This window comes from Croceitalea sp. W27, from assembly GCF_055693185.1.
The window spans coordinates 1,509,180-1,530,000 of sequence record NZ_CM146327.1 but is presented as its reverse complement, the minus strand read 5'-3'; the positions used below and the strand labels follow the sequence as shown (position 1 = coordinate 1,530,000).

The 20,821-nt window shown below is 37.6% G+C and carries 14 protein-coding genes and 1 tRNA gene (1 of these 15 running past the window's edge); 10 read left to right on the top strand and 5 right to left on the bottom strand.

All coding sequences use genetic code 11. The features are described from left to right. From ACZ1GR_RS06960 to ACZ1GR_RS06950, 3 genes are all read right to left on the bottom strand, one after another. A protein-coding gene (locus tag ACZ1GR_RS06960) for a glutamate synthase subunit beta (RefSeq protein WP_472611436.1) crosses the window boundary here: on the bottom strand, positions 1–731 show its start. Its footprint begins 736 nt before the window's first position; 731 of the gene's 1,467 nt are visible here — the first part of the coding sequence; its start codon is at positions 729–731; its stop codon lies beyond the left edge, outside the window. A gap of 9 nt (positions 732–740) precedes the next feature. Then, positions 741–5,246, bottom strand: a complete 4,506-nt coding sequence (gene gltB / locus ACZ1GR_RS06955; RefSeq protein ID WP_472611435.1) for a glutamate synthase large subunit — start codon at positions 5,244–5,246, stop codon at positions 741–743. A 326-nt stretch (positions 5,247–5,572) separates the two neighbouring features. Further along, on the bottom strand, positions 5,573–6,715 hold the full coding sequence (locus ACZ1GR_RS06950; protein WP_472611434.1) for an acyl-CoA dehydrogenase: 1,143 nt from the start codon (positions 6,713–6,715) through the stop codon (positions 5,573–5,575). A gap of 245 nt (positions 6,716–6,960) precedes the next feature. On the opposite strand from ACZ1GR_RS06950, the gene nhaD reads away from it, so the two are divergent. The 6 genes from nhaD (at position 6,961) to ACZ1GR_RS06920 (ending at position 11,699) form a co-directional block, all read left to right on the top strand. Beyond that, positions 6,961–8,289, top strand: a complete 1,329-nt coding sequence (gene nhaD, locus ACZ1GR_RS06945) for a sodium:proton antiporter NhaD (RefSeq protein ID WP_472611433.1) — start codon at positions 6,961–6,963, stop codon at positions 8,287–8,289. Positions 8,290–8,343: 54 nt separating this feature from the next. Continuing rightward, positions 8,344–9,036 carry a MotA/TolQ/ExbB proton channel family protein gene (locus ACZ1GR_RS06940; RefSeq protein ID WP_377768662.1) on the top strand — a complete coding sequence of 231 codons (693 nt, stop codon included), beginning with the start codon at positions 8,344–8,346 and terminating at the stop codon, positions 9,034–9,036. A 7-nt stretch (positions 9,037–9,043) separates the two neighbouring features. Beyond that, on the top strand, positions 9,044–9,430 hold the full coding sequence (locus tag ACZ1GR_RS06935; RefSeq protein WP_339337558.1) for an ExbD/TolR family protein: 387 nt from the start codon (positions 9,044–9,046) through the stop codon (positions 9,428–9,430). Next, positions 9,430–10,341 carry an energy transducer TonB gene (locus tag ACZ1GR_RS06930; RefSeq protein ID WP_472611432.1) on the top strand — a complete coding sequence of 304 codons (912 nt, stop codon included), beginning with the start codon at positions 9,430–9,432 and terminating at the stop codon, positions 10,339–10,341. The genes ACZ1GR_RS06935 and ACZ1GR_RS06930 overlap by 1 nt, the downstream gene beginning before the upstream one ends. Further along, positions 10,341–11,552 (top strand): bifunctional folylpolyglutamate synthase/dihydrofolate synthase, encoded by a 1,212-nt coding sequence (locus tag ACZ1GR_RS06925; RefSeq protein ID WP_472611431.1) that lies wholly within the window; start codon positions 10,341–10,343, stop codon positions 11,550–11,552. The genes ACZ1GR_RS06930 and ACZ1GR_RS06925 overlap by 1 nt, the downstream gene beginning before the upstream one ends. A gap of 72 nt (positions 11,553–11,624) precedes the next feature. Continuing rightward, positions 11,625–11,699: transfer RNA gene (locus tag ACZ1GR_RS06920), tRNA-Val, on the top strand. Positions 11,700–11,734: 35 nt separating this feature from the next. Here the strand turns inward: ACZ1GR_RS06920 and ACZ1GR_RS06915 are convergent. Beyond that, positions 11,735–12,448 (bottom strand): LytR/AlgR family response regulator transcription factor, encoded by a 714-nt coding sequence (locus ACZ1GR_RS06915; protein ID WP_472611430.1) that lies wholly within the window; start codon positions 12,446–12,448, stop codon positions 11,735–11,737. 5 nt (positions 12,449–12,453) lie between these two features. Then, positions 12,454–13,569 (bottom strand): sensor histidine kinase, encoded by a 1,116-nt coding sequence (locus tag ACZ1GR_RS06910; protein WP_472611429.1) that lies wholly within the window; start codon positions 13,567–13,569, stop codon positions 12,454–12,456. Between the two features lie 88 nt (positions 13,570–13,657). On the opposite strand from ACZ1GR_RS06910, the gene ACZ1GR_RS06905 reads away from it, so the two are divergent. The 4 genes from ACZ1GR_RS06905 to ACZ1GR_RS06890 all read left to right on the top strand — a co-directional run bounded on the left by ACZ1GR_RS06905 (position 13,658) and on the right by ACZ1GR_RS06890 (position 20,741). Continuing rightward, a complete protein-coding gene (locus tag ACZ1GR_RS06905) occupies positions 13,658–14,764 on the top strand; it encodes a carbohydrate-binding family 9-like protein (protein ID WP_472611428.1) in 1,107 nt (368 codons plus the stop codon). Beyond that, on the top strand, positions 14,739–15,899 hold the full coding sequence (locus tag ACZ1GR_RS06900) for a family 10 glycosylhydrolase (RefSeq protein ID WP_472611427.1): 1,161 nt from the start codon (positions 14,739–14,741) through the stop codon (positions 15,897–15,899). Before ACZ1GR_RS06905 ends, ACZ1GR_RS06900 begins: the two co-directional genes overlap by 26 nt. Positions 15,900–16,104: 205 nt before the next feature. Then, entirely contained in the window at positions 16,105–19,206 is a 3,102-nt protein-coding gene (locus ACZ1GR_RS06895) for a SusC/RagA family TonB-linked outer membrane protein (RefSeq protein ID WP_472611426.1), read from the top strand. Positions 19,207–19,217: 11 nt separating this feature from the next. After that, the gene (locus tag ACZ1GR_RS06890; RefSeq protein ID WP_472611425.1) at positions 19,218–20,741 is read left to right on the top strand and encodes a SusD/RagB family nutrient-binding outer membrane lipoprotein; all 1,524 of its coding nucleotides are present in this window, start codon (positions 19,218–19,220) and stop codon (positions 20,739–20,741) included. The last annotated feature ends 80 nt before the right edge of the window (positions 20,742–20,821 follow it).

Genomic DNA, 20,821 nt, shown 5'->3' with positions numbered 1-20,821 from the left:
AGACTTCTTCGAATTGTAGCTCCACCACAGAGCACAATAGCATCGAACTTAGTTTTCAATTCTTGGGCTTTAATATCAATGCCAATATGAACTCCTGTTTTAAATAGAATACCTTCTTCTATAAGTATTTTCAATCTCCGGTCTATAACATTTTTTTCCATTTTAAAATCAGGAATACCAAAACGAAGCAATCCTCCAATCTTTTCATCTCTTTCATAAACTGTTACCGTATGCCCTGCACGATTTAACTGTTGAGCTGCTGCCAAGCCTGCTGGGCCAGAACCGATAACCGCAATTGTTTTGTCAGTTCTTTTTAGTGGTAGATTAGGTTTTATCCAGTTGTTTTTAAAAGCCGTTTCAACAATATTCTTTTCAATATTTTCTATGGATACAGGATTTTCATTGATACCAAGAACGCAAGCTTCTTCGCAAGGAGCAGGGCACAGCCTTCCTGTAAATTCAGGGAAATTGTTCGTGGCATGTAGAATCTCTGTTGCTTTCTCCCATTTACCCTTGTAAACAGCATCATTAAAGTCGGGAATTAAATTACCAAGTGGACAGCCACTATGACAGAACGGAATTCCGCAGTCCATACAACGGGCACCTTGGTTTTTGAGCTCACTTTCTTTAAGTGGTTTCGTGAATTCTTTGTAATGTTTTACCCTATCTTTAACTGGAGCATAAGATTCATCTTTACGCTCATATTCCATAAATCCGGTCGTCTTTCCCATGCTATCTAATTATATGGTTTCCATTTTTTCATTCTCTAATCGTATTAAGGCCTGTCTGTATTCTTCAGGTAATACCTTAATGAACTTAGGTAGGCAGTCTTCCCAGTTTTCTAAAATACGTTGTGCTAATGGGCTTAATGTTGAGTTATAGTGGCTTTCAATTAAATCTTTCAACTGCTTTATATCGTTGTCTTCTTCGACACGCAACAAATTGAGGTCTTCAGAATTGCATTGCTTTCTAAACGTTTTGTTTTTATCAAAAATGTAAGCAATTCCTCCGCTCATACCGGCCCCAAAGTTTCTTCCTACTTCTCCTAAAATAACGGCTACACCACCTGTCATATATTCACAACCATGATCACCAATGCCTTCAACAACTGCTTTTGCTCCAGAATTTCTAACACAAAAACGTTCACCAGCCTTACCATTGATATATGCCCTGCCAGCAGTTGCGCCGTAGAGGGTTACATTACCGGTGATAACGTTATCCTCTGGGGTAATTGTCGATTTTTCGGGCACTTTTATAACAAGTTTAGCGCCTGATAATCCTTTTCCTAAGTAATCATTAGTATTTCCATTCACGATCAATGTAAGACCTCTGGTGGCAAATGCACCAAAACTCTGCCCAGCGGAACCTGTGAAATTTATTTTGAGGGTATTTATTGGAAGCCCTTGGGCGCCATATACTTTTGATATTTCATTACTTAAAATTGCACCGATGGCTCTGTCCGTATTCTTAATAGGAAAATCTAAAGTCAGTTTTTCTTTTCTGAATAGAGAAGGATTGGCTTTTGCGATGATGTCAAATTCTATGGATTTATCTACATCGTGTTGTTGTTTTTGTGTGTTGTAAAATTTTGTTCCCGCAGGTACATCAACTTGATGCAAAATTGGGGTCAAATCTATACCTGAAGCCTTGTAATGGTTTATAGCTTTTTTTCTATCCAACTTCTGTACTTGGCCTACCATCTCGTTAACGGTTCTAAAGCCTAGCTTAGCCATAATTTCACGAAGTTCTTGAGCAATGAAGTACATATAGTTGACAACATGCTCTGGTTTTCCCTTAAATTTTTTGCGCAATTCAGGGTTTTGCGTAGCTATACCTACTGGGCAGGTATTTAGATGGCAAACACGCATCATAACACAACCAGAAGCTACTAAAGGTGCAGTGGCAAAGCCGAATTCTTCAGCGCCCAATAAACAGGCAATAGCTACATCACGGCCTGTTTTTAACTGTCCATCACATTCTAGAACAATTCGGTTTCTTAGATCGTTCATAACTAAGGTTTGCTGTGCTTCAGCAATACCAAGTTCCCATGGTAAACCAGCATGTTTTAATGAGGTAAGCGGTGAGGCCCCTGTTCCGCCATCAAAGCCGGAAACTAGTATAACATCAGCTTTGGCTTTTGCAACGCCGGCGGCTACAGTTCCTACGCCAACCTCGGAAACAAGTTTGACATTTATTCTTGCCTCTCTATTTGCGGATTTTAAATCGAAAATTAGCTGTGATAAATCTTCAATTGAATAAATGTCATGATGTGGCGGTGGTGATATGAGACCTACATAAGGGGTAGAGTTTCTTGTTTTGGCAATAGCAGGGTTTACTTTTGGCCCTGGTAATTGCCCTCCTTCGCCGGGCTTTGCACCCTGAGCCATTTTTATTTGAATTTCTTTGGCATTGGTCAAGTAGTTTGAAGTTACTCCAAACCTTCCGGAAGCTACTTGTTTTATGGCGCTGTTTTTCCAATCACCAGATTGATTTTTATAAAATCGCTCTGCATCTTCCCCGCCTTCACCAGAATTGCTTTTTCCGCCAATACGATTCATGGCAATGGCTAAATTTTCATGGGCTTCTTTGCTGATACTGCCGTAAGACATCGCTCCCGTCTTAAAACGTTTGACAATTTCAGTCCATGGCTCCACCTCTTCAATTGGCACGGGATCGTAGTTTGAAAATTCGAACAAACCACGAATAGTCATCAGATTTTTTGATTGCTCATTTACCAAATCTGAATATTCTTTATAGGTATTCGGTTCGTTGTTACGAACAGCTTTTTGAAGTTTAGCAATACTAAGGGGATTGAACATATGTTTTTCGCCATCTCTTCTCCATCTGTATTCACCACCAATCTCTAATTCTAAATCAGCTGCTACTTTTTTGGTATTAAAGGCTTTTGCATGGCGCTTTGCTATCTCTTTTTCAATTTCATATAAGCCAATACCTTGAATACGTGTTGGAGTATTGGGGAAATACTTTTCAACAACCTTGGTGTTTATCCCTATACATTCGAAAAGTCTAGAACCTCGATAAGAGTTTAGAGTGGAGATGCCAATCTTGTTCATTACTTTAAGAATGCCCTTTCCAACCGCCTTGTTGTAATTTTCTATAGCTTCTTGAAGGGTATACTCGTCGCTACCATTTTCTTCTAGCTGTTGCCCTATTATTTCATTTACCAAGTATGGGTTGATTGCACTCGCCCCATAGCCGAATAGTAAGGCGAAGTGATGTACTTCTCTTGGCTCTGCGGATTCTACTATGATGCTAAGTTTAGACCTTTTACCGTTTCTGCCCAATCCACTGTTCACAAAAGAACAGGCTAACAATGCAGGTATGGCGGCCATTTCGCTACTTACCATTCTATCGGATAAAATGATAATATTTGCACCATCATCAATGGCGTTCATCGCCTTTTTCAAAATACCATCCAAGGCTTCTTCTAGACCATTATGACCTTTATTGACTTCATATAAAACAGGTATTGATACTACTTTATAGTCTGGGTTCGAATCGTAATTTTTTATTTTATCCAAATCCTCTTTTGATATTACCGGATTTTGAATTTTTAGCTTTCTGCAGTGTTTTTCTGTAAAGTCGAATATATTATGGTCGCTCCCTAGGGTTAGGCTAATATCTGTAATCAATTCTTCTCGAATTCCGTCAAGAGGTGGATTTGTTACTTGGGCAAATAATTGCTTAAAGTAATTGTAAATTAATTGTGGACGCTCAGAAAGCACGGCAATGGGCGTATCTGAACCCATAGAGCCAATCGGTTCTTTTCCATTTTTTGCCATAGGCATAATAATGGTATTGATATCTTCTTGGGTGTACCCAAAAGCGGAACGTCTAGTTTCCAAAGGAAATTCACCAAAGAAAACAGGGCAGTCGTTATAGGGAATGTCCTTTAAATGAACCAAATTATTATTTAGCCATTTTTTATAGGGATGTTTTTTGGCAATAGTTTCTTTGACCTCTTCATCGTTTATGATGCGGCCTTCCTCCATATTCACTAAAAACATTTTTCCGGGTTCTAAACGACCGTGAAACTCAACATCTTCGGGCTGTAAATCTACCACACCCGTTTCGGAAGACATGATTACATAACCCTTTTTAGTTACGGTATACCTTGAGGGGCGAAGTCCGTTTCTGTCTAGCACCGCGCCTATATAGTTTCCATCTGTAAAAGGTATTGAGGCGGGGCCATCCCATGGCTCCATTAAACAAGAATTGTATTCGTAGAAGGCCCTTTTGGCCTCCGACATTTCTGTATTCTTTTCCCAAGCTTCCGGTACCAACATCATCATAACTTCTGGAAGTGATCTTCCGGTCATTAAGAGCAGTTCAACGACCATATCCATACTGGCGGAATCTGATTTTAACGGCAGCACAACAGGTAAAATGTTTTTGATGTCTTCACCAAACCAATCGCTTTGCATCAATTCTTCACGAGACTTCATGCGTGCAACATTGCCGCGTAATGTGTTTATTTCGCCATTATGGCACATGTAGCGGAAAGGTTGTGCCAAGTCCCAAGTAGGAAAAGTGTTTGTAGAAAAACGTTGATGCACTAAAGCCAGCCTTGTTACAACCCTTGGGTCTTGCAAGTCTTTATAATATCTACTGATATCCTCAGGAATCAAAAGCCCTTTAAAAATGATAATTTTTGTCGATAGGCTGGGTAGGTAGAAAAACTGACTTTGAGATAATTTAGATGAGATTATAGTGTGCTCCGTGATTTTTCTTGCTATAAATAGTTTTAAATTGAATTGAAAATCATCTAATTCATTTTGCTTTCCAATAAACACTTGTTTTACAAAAGGCTCTGTTTCCGTAGCAATTCTGCCTGGAATAGCTCTGTTTACAGGCACATCGCGCCACCCTAATAATTGAAGGCCTTGCTTTTTTATATTTTCTTCAAATACAGAAATACAGAATGTTCTTTGATTTTCTTTTTGAGGAAGAAAAACATTGCTCACGGCATATTCTCCTGCTTTAGGAAGACCAAATTCGCACTCCTCAACAAAGAAATCGTGCGGAATGTCAATTAAAATACCTGCGCCATCTCCGGTTTTACCATCAGAGCTTACAGCGCCTCGGTGCTCAAGCTTAACAAGTATTTCCAAGGCTTTATGGATAATATCATTGGATTTTTTTCCTTTTAAACTGCAAATGAACCCTGCGCCACAATTATCGTGTTCAAATTCGGGAAGATATAACCCTTGTTTTTCTAGCTTCATGATTATGGTATTTCTTCAAAAATATCATAAGCATTGAATTATTAATTAAGATTTAATTTAAATGCAAGAAAAAAATCAGTAGATATAAAAAAGTGTTAAAAAATATGCAATATGTAAATTAAGCACCTTGCAAATTATCAAATTGAAAATTTTAGACTATTATTTTCTGGGTTGACAACAAAAAATGGACGTTTTTAAGGCGTAAAGCGAATTGAACAGGGGTTTGGTCGATTATTTGTGCGACTTAGTCGCTACAAAATAGAAATAAAAACAAACACCCCTAAATTATATAGGGGTGCTTAAAATAAAAATATCATTATAAATTCTTAATCTCTTAGAATGCTCCTAGAGATTACTATTTTTTGTATTTCTGAGGTGCCTTCATAAATCTGGGTGATTTTAGCATCTCTCATCATGCGTTCAACGTGATAGTCTTTGACAAACCCGTTACCCCCATGAATTTGTACGGCTTCCGTTGCTACTTCCATAGCTGTTTCTGCAGCGTACAATTTGGCCATTGCCCCAGATAAGGTATAATCATTACCGTTGTCTTTATCCCAAGCAGCTTTGTAGACCAAATGACGGACAGCTTCAATTTTGGTATGCATATCGGCCAATTTAAAAGCGATTGCCTGATGATTAGAGATTTCAGTCCCGAATGCTTTACGTTCTTTTGAATATTTTAAAGCCAACTCATACGCTCCGGCGGCAATACCCAATGCTTGAGCCGCAATACCAATTCTTCCGCCAGCTAATGTTTTCATCGCGAATTTGAAACCAAAACCATCTTCTCCTATTCTATTCTCTTTCGGTACTTTAACGTCGTTAAATAATAAAGAATGTGTATCACTACCTCTAATGCCTAATTTGTTCTCTTTAGGGCCTATTTCAAATCCTTCCGCACCCTTTTCAACTATTAAGGCGTTGATTCCTTTGTGTCCTTTATCAGCATCTGTTTGGGCAATAACCAGATAGACTTCGGCAGAGTTTCCGTTGGTTATCCAGTTTTTTGTTCCGTTTAAAATATAATGGTCGCCTTTATCAATTGCTGTGGTTTTTTGGGAAGTAGCATCGCTACCGGCCTCAGGTTCCGAAAGGCAGAAGGCACCGATGATTTCTCCTGATGCCAAACGCGTTAAATATTTTTCTTTTTGTTCTTCATTTCCGAAGGTTTCTAGACCCCAGCATACTAAGGAATTGTTTACCGAAACGATAACGGATGCCGAGGCATCTATTTTCGAGAGTTCTTCCATAGCAATAACGTAAGATAACGTGTCTAGCCCGCTACCACCGTATTTAGAATCAACCATCATACCAAGGAAACCAAGTTCCCCCATTTTTTTAACCTGTTCCGCTGGAAACTTCTGAGCATCATCTCGCTCAATAATACCTGGTAATAATTCGTTTTGTGCAAAGTCTCTTGCAGCTTGTTGAATCATTAATTGCTCTTCTGAAAGGGTAAAGTCCATACTATTGTGAAATAAATAAAAATATAGTGCAAATATATGGCTTGCCTGTTGATTTTTCAGAGATTTTAGCTGAAATACAAGAATAATTGAATTTTCAAAAAAAATAGCCCTGTCTTGGGAGGCTTTTTTATCAATCCTTATATTAGTACCTAATAAGATGATGAAAATCATCTTAGTTTAAATATCTTTAGGACATCACCTAATTATTTATAATCTTACGAAATCATTTTTAAAACCAACTGAAAATGGAAACCATAATTATAATCATATTTCTTGCGGGTTATTTAGCCATAACATTAGAGCATAATCTAAAAATTGACAAACTTATTCCCGCACTGGCAATGATGGCGATTCTATGGGCTATCATTGCTTTGGCCCATTTAGATGTTTTTGAAGTCAACGCCCGGCTCAAAGAGTTGGAGCCCACACATATAGATGAAATACTACTGCATCATCTTGGTAAAACCGCTGAAATACTGGTGTTTTTACTTGGTGCAATGACCATAGTAGAGATTATTGATTACTTTGATGGCTTTGCTACCATAAAAGGATACATTAAAACGCGCAGCAAGCGCAAGCTCCTATGGATTTTTTCCATTCTAGCCTTTATTTTATCGGCTATCATTGATAACCTTACGGCCACAATTGTTTTAATAACCATCCTACAGAAAGTAATTAAAGATCGTGAAACTAGATTGTGGTTTGCAGGTCTAATAATAATTAATGCCAACGCAGGTGGGGCCTGGTCTCCGATTGGTGATGTAACTACTACTATGTTGTGGATAGCGGGCAAGGTTGAAGCTGGCTCATTAGTTTTACATGTGCTGTTGCCTTCAATAGTTTGTATGATTGTGCCAACCTTGGTTGCAAGCAGATTTAAAGCTTTTAGAGGTCAGGTAGATATTGAGGAGAAGCAAGAAGGTTCAAAATCAAAATATGGATCTACTATGCTTTATTTAGGATTAGGAGCTATCGTTTTTGTTCCATTCTTTAAAACAATTACGCATTTACCACCATATGTGGGCATGATGCTTTCACTGGCCGTGGTAGCTACCTTTGCCGAAATTTATAGTAATGCCAAGTTTAGTATTAGTTCGGCTATGGACGAGGATCATCATGAAGCCTCTCATCATAGCCCAGTACATTCTGCATTGACCAAAATTGAATTGCCCAGTATATTGTTCTTTTTAGGAATCTTACTTGCTGTTGCTGCCTTAGAATCTTTAGGTATTCTATTTAATTATGCCGAAAGTTTGAATGAAGCCATACCACAAAGGGATATCGTAGTAATGTTACTTGGTGTTGGCTCTGCGGTAATCGATAACGTTCCATTGGTAGCGGCAAGTATGGGCATGTTTTCAGAGGGCCCAGACCATCCATTATGGCACTTTATTGCCTATTCTGCTGGTACAGGTGGTAGTATGCTAATTATAGGCTCTGCTGCAGGTGTAGTTGCGATGGGTATGGAGAAAATAGATTTCTTCTGGTATTTAAAGAAAATCGCCTGGTTGGCCTTTATAGGCTTTGTTGCAGGGGGAATAGTATTTATTGCTTTACGTGATTTTGTTCTTTAGCATAATTTTATTCCCAAAACTGCGTTATTATTGCAACTAAATTGGGGATACTTTATGATACTATTTCAAGATTTGGAAGACGGTGCAGAAACTATGGCATCTATTTCTGAAGAAAAAACACTTTCAGTAATTGACTTAATTGTTAATGGCGGTACAGGGAGTATCGTTATTATTTCAGTGCTTTTCATATTACTTTTTGTAGCACTATACATTTATTTTGAGCGAATTTTTGCGATAAAAGCAGCTTCTAAAATTGATAAAAATTTTATGAATCAAATTCGTGACCATGTCATGAACGGTAAACTTGAAGCAGCAAAATTGTTATGTGCGCAGACAGATTCTCCTGTAGCTCGTTTAACGGAAAAAGGCGTTTCACGTATAGGGAAACCTTTAGATGATATCAATACCGCTATTGAAAATGCGGGTACTCTTGAGGTCTATAAATTAGAAAAGAATGTAAGTATTTTGGCCACTGTGGCCGGAGCTGCCCCAATGATCGGTTTTTTAGGAACAGTAATTGGTATGATTTTGGCATTTCATGAAATGGCAAGTAGTGGTGGCCAAGCAGAAATGGGCTCTTTAGCATCAGGTATCTATACTGCGATGACGACAACGGTAGCTGGATTAGTGGTAGGAATTATTGCCTATATAGGATATAACCACTTGGTAAACCGAACTGACAAAGTAGTGCACAAGATGGAGGCCAACGCAGTAGAGTTTTTGGATTTACTTAACGAGCCTATATAATTTTATAATGAAGTTAAAAGGAAGAAATAAGGTTAGTCCAGAGTTCAGCATGTCTTCAATGACAGATATTGTTTTCTTGTTATTGGTGTTTTTTATGCTGACATCTAATGCGCCTAATGCCTTAGATTTACTTTTGCCAAAAGCCAAAGGAAAGTCTACGAACACACAGAATGTTTCGGTCACTATTGATAAAGATTTGAAATATTACGTTAATAATGAACAGATTAACGGAGAGTACATTGAAATTGAATTAAAAAAAGCACTAAAAGGTCAAGAGAAGCCAACAATTATCCTAAGGGCAGAACAAAGCGTAGCCATTAAAGAGGCTGTTAACGTGATGGACATTGCCAACAAGAATAACTATAAGGTGATTCTGGCCGTGCGGCCAAAATAATGCCACTTTTAGACACGAGACACAAGAAAAAATCATTTACACTTACTACACTTTTATTAAGTGTTCTTCTGCTGCTGTTATTTTATATAGGACTTACCTATTTAGACCCACCTGAAGAAAGCGGAATTGCCATAAATTTTGGTACAATGGATTTTGGTAGCGGAAAAGTTCAGCCAAAAGAGAAGATAAGGTCAGAACCTTTGGATATTCCCGAAACACCGAATGAACCTGAGCAGGTTCAGGAAAAAATCGAAGAAGTCTTAGAGCAAAAGCCTGTTGAAGAAGAAGTTGTAGAAAAAGAGTCCCCCACAGAAAAACTCATAACGCAAGAGAGTGAGGAATCCATAAAAATTAAGCAGCAGCGAGAAGCTAAACGTAAAGCTGATGAGGCCGCTGAAAGAAAAAAAGCTGAAGCCGCTCGTGTTGCACGTGAAAAAAGGGAAGCAGAAGAAAGAAAACTAGCTGAACAAGAAGCTAAGAAGAAAAAATTGGATGCTTTAATGGGCGGCATTGGTAAATCTGATGGAAATGATTCTGGCAGTGAGGGCGATGATAACAAAGCTGGTGATAAGGGAAATCCTTCCGGTAATCCGTATGCCACAAGTTATTATGGAGCCCCTGGCAGCGGAAGTGGAACAGGAGGCTATGGTCTTAATGGAAGATCTTTGGTAAGTAAAGGTAAGGTGCAACAAGAATGTAATGAAGATGGTCGGGTCGTAGTACGTATCGTAGTAGATAAAAACGGAAAGGTAATCAAAGCGACACCTGGTGTGAAGGGCACCACTAATAATGCGCCTTGTTTACTAGAACCTGCAAGAAAAACTGCATTTCTGCATAAATGGAATCTTGATGCTAAAGCCCCTACACAGCAAATCGGTTTTGTGGTGGTCAATTTTAAATTGGGGCAGTAGTGAGGTATAAAGAGACCTTAGATTGGATGTTTGCCCAACTTCCAATGTATCAGCAAAAAGGAAAAGTTGCATTTAAAGATAAGCTTGATAATAGTATCAACTTTGCACTTCACTTAGAAAATCCTGAAAAGAAATTTAAGTCTATTCACGTTGCTGGTACGAACGGCAAGGGTTCTAGTTGCCATATGTTGGCATCTGTATTACAAGAAGCGGGTTATAAAGTAGGTCTATACACTTCTCCACACCTAAAAGATTTTAGGGAACGGATAAAGATTAATGGAAAAAAAATCAGTAAAAAAAACGTAAAGCAGTTCATTGCTATCAATAAGTTTTTTTTGGAAGAGAACGCACTTTCTTTTTTTGAAATGACCGTAGGCATGGCATTTCACTATTTTGCTGAACAGAAAGTAGATATTGCGGTTATTGAAGTGGGCCTTGGGGGTCGCTTAGATTCTACCAACATTATTGTTCCAGAAGTTTCGTTGATTACGAATATAGGTCTCGACCATACCCACCTCTTAGGGGATACATTTGAAAAGATTGCTTTAGAGAAGGCAGGAATCATTAAAAAAGGAGTTCCGGTGGTTGTTAGCGAAACTCAGGCTGAGACAAAAGGTATATTTAGTATGCTGGCATCACAGAAAAAATCAAGTATTGTTTTTGCCGACCAAAAGAATAATGCAGTTTATCCTACAGATTTGTTAGGCAAGTACCAAACTAAAAACGTAAAAGGAGTTTTGGCTTGTTTAAAAGAGCTGACAGGTTTTAAAATCAAAAAAAAGCATATTACCAAGGGGCTACTTAGTGTTGTGAAAAACACAGGTTTATTAGGAAGATGGCAACAATTGGGGCAAGAGCCCAAAATAATCTGTGATACCGCCCATAACAAAGAGGGATTGACTTTGGTGCTAAATCAGATAAAACGACAATCTTTTGACAAACTACACATGGTTGTAGGTTTTGTAAATGATAAAAAACTTGATGTTATTTTATCCATGCTGCCAAAAGACGCAATGTATTATTTTGTATGTCCTAACGTTCCAAGGGGTTTGCAGGCAAAAAAACTACAACAATTAGCAAAAGATTTTGATTTAAATGGAGAAGCTTACAAGTCAGTTTTAGAAGGTTTAGAATTTGCCAAGAGTAGGGCTAAGAAAAACGATTTCTTGTATATTGGTGGCAGTACTTTTGTGGTTGCAGAAATTGTCTAATATTTTTAGTTGATTCTTTTTGCCAAATAAAAAATGGTGCTATATTTGCACACCCTAATCGGGAAAAGATTGGGGCGCTTAGCTCAGTTGGTTCAGAGCACCTCGTTTACACCGAGGGGGTCGGGGGTTCGAATCCCTCAGCGCCCACAAAAAAGCCTCTAAGAAATTAGAGGCTTTTTTAGTTAAGAATGATAGTCGCTTAATATCTTTTTCTTTACTTCGTCGCAATAGCTCCGACCAATTGTATACCTAATATCATCAATCTCGACACTATTACCTTCTACAGATTGTATTTTATCAATAGCCACAGTATACGAACGATGAATTCTTATGAATTTATCTTTAGGTAGTTCATCAGTGAAACCAGTTAAGGTCTTGTGAATTATGTATTTGTCCGATGTTGTTTTTATTCGTATGTAATCTTTTAGACTTTCAACTACCAATATCTCGTTCAGATATACTTTTTGAAGCTTTTTATTATCTATTTTGATGAAGATACTAGGGTTTTCATTTGATTTTTGATGAATCGATTCATTTTTAGAAAGTAGGTCTATTACCCGTTTCACAGTTTTTAAAAACCGCGGAAAAGATACTGGTTTTACGAGGTAGTCAATAGCTTCTACCTCATAACTCTTTAAGGCGTATTCTGCATGGGCAGAGGTAATCACAACCATTGGTTTCTTTTTTAAGGTTTCTAAGAATCCGAAGCCGTCTAAAACGGGCATATTTATATCTAAAAAGATTAAATCAACCGTATTGCTTTGCAAAAAGATACTTGCATTCACCGCATTGGAAAACGTTTTGACAACTTCTAGTTGGTCAATTTTTTCCGCATGAGACTCAATAACGTTGATCGCTAAAGGTTCATCATCTATAATAATTACTTTTAATATCATGTTGATTAGACTTTTAGTTTTAGAAAAACGTGAAATTTTTTATTCTTTTTCTTAATCTTTAATTCATAATCTTCGGTGTTGTAACCTAATTCAAGTCTCTTTTTTACATTTGAAAGACCGATGCCACCGCTTCTGGTAGGTATTTTGTTATTTTCTGCCTTCTTCGGTATGGTATTTTTGAGGTTTAAATAAAGAAAATCATCTTTTACGTCAATATCTAAAGAAATGGACATTTTTCCGATATTCTTACTGGCCCCATGCTTAAAACAATTTTCAACAAAGGGAATAAGTAGCATGGGGGCTATGGTCTTACCTTCCATATTACCTGTTAGTCCGATATCGATTTCAAGAGAGTCGTCAAAGCGTATTCGTTCTAAATCAATATAATTTTGTAGGCACTCAATTTCATTTTTTAAACTTTGTTTTCGCTTGTCTGTTGCATATAAAAGGTATCTCATCAATTCTGATAACTTAAGCACAACTTCTGGGGCCCTACTCGATTTTTTTAAAGTTAAAGCGTAAATATTATTTAAAGTGTTGAAGAAAAAATGCGGAGACACCTGCGATCTTAAAAATCGTAATTCAGTGGCTAGTTGTCGCTTTTCCAATTCATGTAATTTACTATGTTCGGCCAGCCAATCAACTGTAATTTTAATGGCCGTCACAAATGATACCACATAGAGTTCACCTAACATCATTTGAATGGAATAGTTGAAGGTGATAACCTCGATGGGCTCCGGACCTTCGGGCCAGACATTGGTTGTAACAAAATAATAGGTTAGGTAGTACTTGGCGAATAGCATCAATAAAAGTGAGGCTACAATAAGTAAAGTATATAAAAAGTACTTCTTTTTATAGACAAACCTTGGCATTAAAAAGTAAATATTAAAATAGGTCAATGCCATATGAATAGGAAAACCTATCAAATTTGATTTTAATGAATAATCATAGTCTTGAAAATAACTTCCCCATCGCAATGTATTGAACAAGAAATAAATACTCCAAAAGATGATATGGTGTTTGTAGGTGATATTATATTGCTTTTCTTTTGGTTTTAACAAGAAATCATTGTAATCACCATTCATTCCTAAATCTTGAAAAGCACTTACTTTATTCTTCATGAGTTGTTTGTCAAATCTCGAGGGTTATTGGTCTAAAATTCTAGTTGGTTCGCTCTAAATTTATGAATATTATTAAGATAAAAAAGTTGTGATATCATTCCCTGACCATAGTATAGACTACCATAAATCTAAAAAAGAGAATCTTTTTAGGGTAGATTTGAAGTTCGTCAAGAGCATGTTACTACCTCTTTTTTTAATGTATGGAGGAATGCATTGTTCAATTTCTCAACCAATACCAAAAATCTATACCGCCTTTAAAATAGACCAAGAGTTATTAATTGATGGCAATGAAAATGAGGTGGCTTGGCGGTTCATACCATGGTCAGATAATTTCATTGATATTGAAGGTGTTAAAGCACCCAAGTACAATACCAAAGTGAAGATGGCGTGGAACGATACATACTTTTATTTGCTTGCAAAACTGGAGGAGCCACATGTATGGGGCGATTTAAAGAAAAAAGACACGGTTATTTTCTACAATAATGATTTCGAGGTATTCATAGACCCTGATGGCGATACCCATAATTATTATGAATTAGAGATCAATGCTTTGAATACGGCTTGGGATTTGTTTTTAACAAAGCCTTATAGAAATGGGGGAAAAGTATTAGATAGTTGGGATATTCAGGGGCTTAAATCTGCTATTAAAATAGAGGGAACATTAAACCACCCAAGTGATGAAGATAAGGGATGGAGTATAGAAATTGCGATTCCCTGGGTTGCTATTACAGAAGCCTCAAATAGTAATAAGGCTCCAGCTAATCAGTTTTGGCGTATTAATTTTTCTAGGGTTAACTGGGATTTTGATATTTCTGACAAGAACTATTCGAGAAAAAAGGATGCCGCAGGTAAGTATATGCCCGAGTATAATTGGGTATGGTCACCACAAGAGGTAATCAATATGCACGAACCCGAAAGATGGGGCTATGTCTATTTTTCAGATGAATTGAGTTCTAGCGGTTTTCAATTCGAGTTGCCAAAAGATGAGAAGTTGAAATGGAAGTTATACGAGCAGTACAGAAAATTACATGAAGACTTGAATTATGAAATTCCTGACAAATTTGTGAATGATGATACCTCGATATCGCTGAATTTAGAAAAGCATTTGTTAGGATGGAACCTTTGGGTTTTGAGCCCTTATACCAATAAAAAACTAATTATAAGTAAAGATGGAAAGTTCAACAGCATCAAATAATAAAGGCAATGGCGCTAAGATTCTGATAGCTGTTTTGTTGTCTCTCTTAGCAGTTGGTTTTTTAGATAACCAAATGATGGCTAAAAAAAAGAAAGCCAAGGATGCTGAAAAAACCACTTTTAATAATAGAAAAGATGAGTTTAAATTTTGGACGTGGTTCACAGCGAACGAGACGAAAACCGATGCCTTTTACATTAAAGAATTCAAGAAATATCGCAATTCAGGTTTTGATGCGGTTCTAATTAATACAGGTACAGATGCTGAACTTTTAAGAAGAGTGGCACCGTTGGCCAAAAACGAAGGATTGGAAGTGCACGCTTGGATGTTTACGGTAAACCGCCCCGGAGATAAAGTTGCCCAAGAACATCCAGAATGGTATGCAGTTAGTAGAGATGGAAAATCATGTTATGACAACCCGCCCTATGTAGGTTATTACAAATGGATGTGTCCGACCAGAGTTGAGTCTAGAAAGCATATTCTTTCTTTGGTGGAAGGCCTTGCAAAGGTAGAAGGTGTTGCAAGCGTTCATTTAGACTATATCAGATATTCAGATATTTTTTTACCGATAGGCTTGTTACCAAAATACAATCTAGAACAGAATACTGAGTTGCCCGAATTCGATTTCTGTTATTGTGAAGTATGTATTTCAGAATTCGAAAAATTACATCACAAGAACCCAAGGGATATGGAGCATCCAGAGATTGATATAGAATGGAAAAATTTTAGATTAAATCAGGTAAAGCGAATCGTTGATGAGGCTTATGGAATTGCCCATCAGAACGATAAATATTTGACAGCGGCGGTTTTTCCTTATCCTGAAATGGCGGGCCATATGGTACGACAACGTTGGGATAAATGGAATATAGATGTGGTATTGCCAATGGTTTACCATGGTTTTTATAATGAAGAGCTAGACTGGATAGGTTATGCAACACGGCAAGGTGTAAACGATTTAGTTGGCAAGAAGACCGAGCTCCACACAGGACTTTATATTCCTGATTTTACCCCAGAAGAACTCAAAAAAGCGATTCTAATCGCAAAAGCCAATGGGGCTAAGGGGGTTTCAATTTTTGATGGTCCGGCACTATCTAGTGAACACCTGTTAGTGGTAAAAAACTTAACTGCTAGTAATTAATAAAACGAATTCTTAAGTATATAACTAAAAGGAGTTTGAACCCCCTTTACCAAACATTACCAAAAATAGTAGTTGATCAAATTTCTTCGTCTAGCTTTCCTCAATTGTCATTGGTCGAAATTTTTACAATTCTAGCGTAGTATATATAAACTTAACATTTCATTAACCAAAAACTGAACTCAATAAAAAGTAAACCTAAACTAGTATGAAACAAAAACTAAAGTATTGCATGCTTCTTTTTTTAATACTTGTATTTCAAGGAGCAATGGCACAGAACAAAACCGTGACAGGTACAGTTACGGATGAAAGTGGAAACCCTTTGCCCGGTGTAAATGTTGTGGAAAAGGGTACATCAAATGGAACTTCTACAGATTTCGACGGAAATTATAATATAAGTGTTGCGGATGACGCCATACTTGTATTTTCTTCATTGGGTTATGCTACAACTGAAATGTCGGCTGCAGGAACAGTAACACTAAATGTCTCTTTAGCCGATGATGCGGAAAGCTTAGACGAAGTAGTTGTTACGGCTCTGGGTATTGAAAGAAACAGGCGTTCTCTAGGTTACGCGGTAACACAATTGGAAGGTGAATCACTTGCTGAAGTAAAGACCACTAATGCATTAAATGCCCTGCAAGGTAAAGTTGCAGGGGTCAATATTACCCCACCAGCTACCGGTGCTGCTGGTACTAGTAGGGTTGTAATTCGTGGTGCCTCAAGTTTAAATGGAGGTAATCAACCTTTATATGTCGTAGACGGGGTTACAATTGACAATACCCAATTAGGAGCTGCAAGTGAATGGGGCGGTTCGGATTTTGGTGATGGTATTTCAAGTGTAAACCCTGATGATGTTGAATCGGTAAGTGTATTAAAAGGTGGTGCGGCCGCTGCGTTATATGGATCCAGAGCCTCTGCCGGCGTTATTATTATTACCACTAAAAATGGTAAGCAACAAGATGGCTTTGGTATTGATTATAGTTCACAAGTTACTTTTGATAACATACAAGAGGGTGTACGTGACTTTCAAAGAGAATATGGTCAAGGTAGTCAAGGAGTAGCACCAACTTCTGCTCAAGAGGCTTTGGACAATGCTTTTAGCTCTTGGGGTCCAAGATTAGGGAGTACGGCAAATTCTATACAGTATGATGGTGTTTCCAGACCATATACCGATGCTGGTGACAATCTAAGTAGATTTTATAGAACGGGAACCACTTTTATAAATACTGTTGCTTTATCCAAGGCTGGGGAAAACTTTAACTACCGCTTTGGTATTACCAATTTGGACAATGAAGATGTAGTGCCAAATTCTAGTCTAAATCGTAAGTCTTTTTCATTGAATTTAGGTGCCACGCACAACGAAAAATTCTCGTTAAGTTTAAGCGCAAGGTATATCGTGGAGAAGGTCAATAATAGACCAAGAATTTCGGATACCCCAGGTAATTCAAATTTTGCTCCAGCGGTACTTCCTGCGAATGTAAATGTTGAAGACTTAAGTTCTGCAACTAATGGGGCGAGAGAAGATGGAACAGAAGATCAAATTTCTTCTAATCCGTTTATTCAAAACCCATATTGGGCAGCATCTAGATTTAGAACATTCGACAGAAAAAATCGAATCTTAAGTTCTGCAACTTTAAAATATGATATTCTGGATTGGTTGAATATTACAGCAAGAGCTGGTATTGACCACCAAACTATTAGAGGTACTGTAATTGAAGGTTATGGAACTGCCTTTACACCACTTGGTGCAATAAATGAACAAGAGAATAATCTAACTCAGGTCGATGCTGATATTATTTTAGGAATTGATAAACAAATTTCCTCTGATTTTAAAATAGTAGCGAATTTTGGAGCAAATAAGAACAATCAAAGAAGTGATTTTCTTTTCTTAAGAGGTGAGCGTTTTGTAATACCATTTTTAGAAATTTTAGGAAATGTGGAGAATGCCAGTAGATCCAGAAGATTGGAAGAACTAGCTCTTTCTGCACTTTATGGACAAGCTGAATTTTCATATCAAGATTACCTATACCTAACCGTGACCGGGCGTAACGAGTGGTTTTCCACTCTAAGTGCGGCAAACAAAGAGACACCAAATAATGAATTTTATGGTTCGGCTAGTGCTAGTTTTGTGTTCTCTCAGCTAATGGAGAACTCAGACTGGTTAAGTTTTGGTAGATTGAGATTAGGTTATTCTGAAGTTGGTGGTGGGGCCGAAACTCCTTATGGCTTGAACTTGCCATTTTCAATCTTTGGTCAGGGTCACCTAGGACAACCACTAGGAAGAATAGATAGTGGTACTGTGCCTAATGCGGCATTAACACCATTTGTGAAGACAGAAACGGAGATAGGTTTAGATTTAAGCTTTTTTGACAATCGTTTAGGGTTGGATATCGCTTATTACAACAATAGGACAGAACGCGATATTTTACCGGTAAATATTTCCAACGCTTCTGGATTTGGCAATGTACTTTCCAATATTGGGGTACTGGAAAATAAGGGTATTGAGGTTTTATTGAAAGGAACTCCTATTCGTAATCAGAATTTTGGATGGAACTCAAGCTTGAACCTCACATTTAATGAAAGTTTAATTGTTTCAACAGATGATTCGGATGGTGACTTAAATATTGGAAATGTAAGAACATTTGCTGCTAATATTCTTCAAAGACCTGGAGAACGATTTGGTAAAATTGTTGGAACTGCCTATTTAAGAAATAACGGGCAGATTGTTTACGATGCAGCAGGTCTTCCCGTAATTAATCCAGAAAGACAAGTTTTAGGCGATGGTGTACCGCCATGGACCGTTGGTTGGAACAATTCGTTCAATTATAAGAATTTTAATCTAAGCTTCTTGATAGATGGTAAATTTGGTGGTCAGGTATATTCAGGTACAAATGCTATTGCTTATGGTAATGGATTGCATAGAAATACCCTGGTAGGTAGAGAAGGTGGTTTAACGGTCAGTGGAGTTGATGAAGCTGGTAATCCTTTTACGTTCACCCATGATAATACAACTTTGCAAGCTTACTATGGCAGGTTAGGTGCAATAGCTGAAGAAGTAACTTATGATTCTGATTTTATAAAGTTGAGACAATTGAGTTTTGGATACACATTTCCAAGCACCATGTTAGAGAATACTTTTATTCAAAGTGCCAGTATATCATTTGTGGGGAGGGATTTATTTTTCTTATCCCGTGCGACAGATAATATAAATCCCGAATCAGCTTTTAATGCTGGAAATGGACAAGGCTTAGAATATTTTGGACTTCCGCCCATAGGAAGCTATGGTCTAACATTAAATGTTAAATTTTAAAAAATAACACTATGAGAAAAATACTAATATTAATTGCAGCTTTTAGTGTATTATTAAGCTGTGACGAAGGTTTTGAAGATATAAACGTAAATCCTAATGCGGCAACCTCTTTAGATCCAGGACCCAAGTTTACTGCTAATCTATTGTTTACGGCAGGAGACCGATTCGAAAATTGGAGAGCGAACATAATTTATAGTTCTTACATGATACAGCATATGGCAAACCCTAGTGGTTTGGGAGCTGGAGATCGTTATTTATATAATGCCCAATGGTCTGGTGCTTGGTTTGAAAGAGGATATAATGATCATGTCAAGGGCATTGAAGATATCATTAATCAACTGGAAACAGATGAAGAAGGACAATACTCTGATGATATGCTGGCTATTGCGAGAATTTGGAGGGTATTTGTATACCATAAAATCACTGATTTGTACGGAGATGTACCCTACAGTGAAGCAGGAAAGGGATTTATTGATGGTGTTTTTCAACCAGCCTATGATCCACAAAGCGAGATTTATGCAGATATGTTAAATGAATTGGCTGAGGCTACGGCTGCTTTGCCAGATGGTACTTCGCAATTTGGGAGTGCAGATGTATTATTTGATGGTGACCAGGGCAAATGGAGAAGATTTGGCTATTCGATGATGTTACGTCTAGGGCTTCGACTAATTAAAGTCGATGCAACCTCAGCACAACAATGGGCACAAAGAGCTATTGATGGTGGGGTTATGGAGTCAAATGACGACATCGCCTATATGAGACATACGAATGGTCCGGAAGGTATCAATAGAAATGGTAACGGTCAGGTTTTTCAAGCAGATGATAGTATGCGTATGAGTGATACCTTTATCAATGCTTTGAGTGGTACAAGCGATCCAAGAATGCGTATTTATGCCGCTCTTCCAGATGATGATGGAGATAGAAATACCAGTGGTTCTAATGATCCTGCATTACAAAGAGGTTTATCTAACGGTTTGGATGGAACAACGGTTCAAGCTATTCCTGGTGGAGATGATTTAAATAACTTTTCCGAACCTAATAGAAATTTGATTACTGGAGAAGATGACCCTTATTTCTTCCAGACTTATGCCGAAGTTGCATTTATGTTAGCTGAAGCAAATATAAGATGGGGAATAGGAACAGATGCAGCATCAAACTACGCTGCCGGGGTAGAAGCTGCTATGAGGCAGTTAGATTTATATAATGTAGGTGACCAAAGCATTACAGACATTGAAATTGCTGATTACTTAGCAGCAAACCCTTATGATGCTGCAAACGGTTTGGTTCAAGTAAATACACAATATTGGATTGTGACCTTTTTAAATCATATTGAAGCCTATGCGAATTGGAGAAGAACAGGAATTCCTGCTTTAACACCAAATAATTATCCTGGCAATGAAAGTAACGGTGAGATTCCAAGAAGGTTAAGATATTTTGAGCGCGAACAAACTACCAATGCTGAGAATTATCAAGCGGTGCTTGCAAGACAAGGAGCTGATCAATTCTTTACCAGAATGTGGTGGGATGTTGAATAATTTAAGTTTTTCCTCATTAATTAATGAGTTAGTTTAGTTTTATTCAAGCAGATAAGGGAGAGGCGACTCTCCTTTATCTA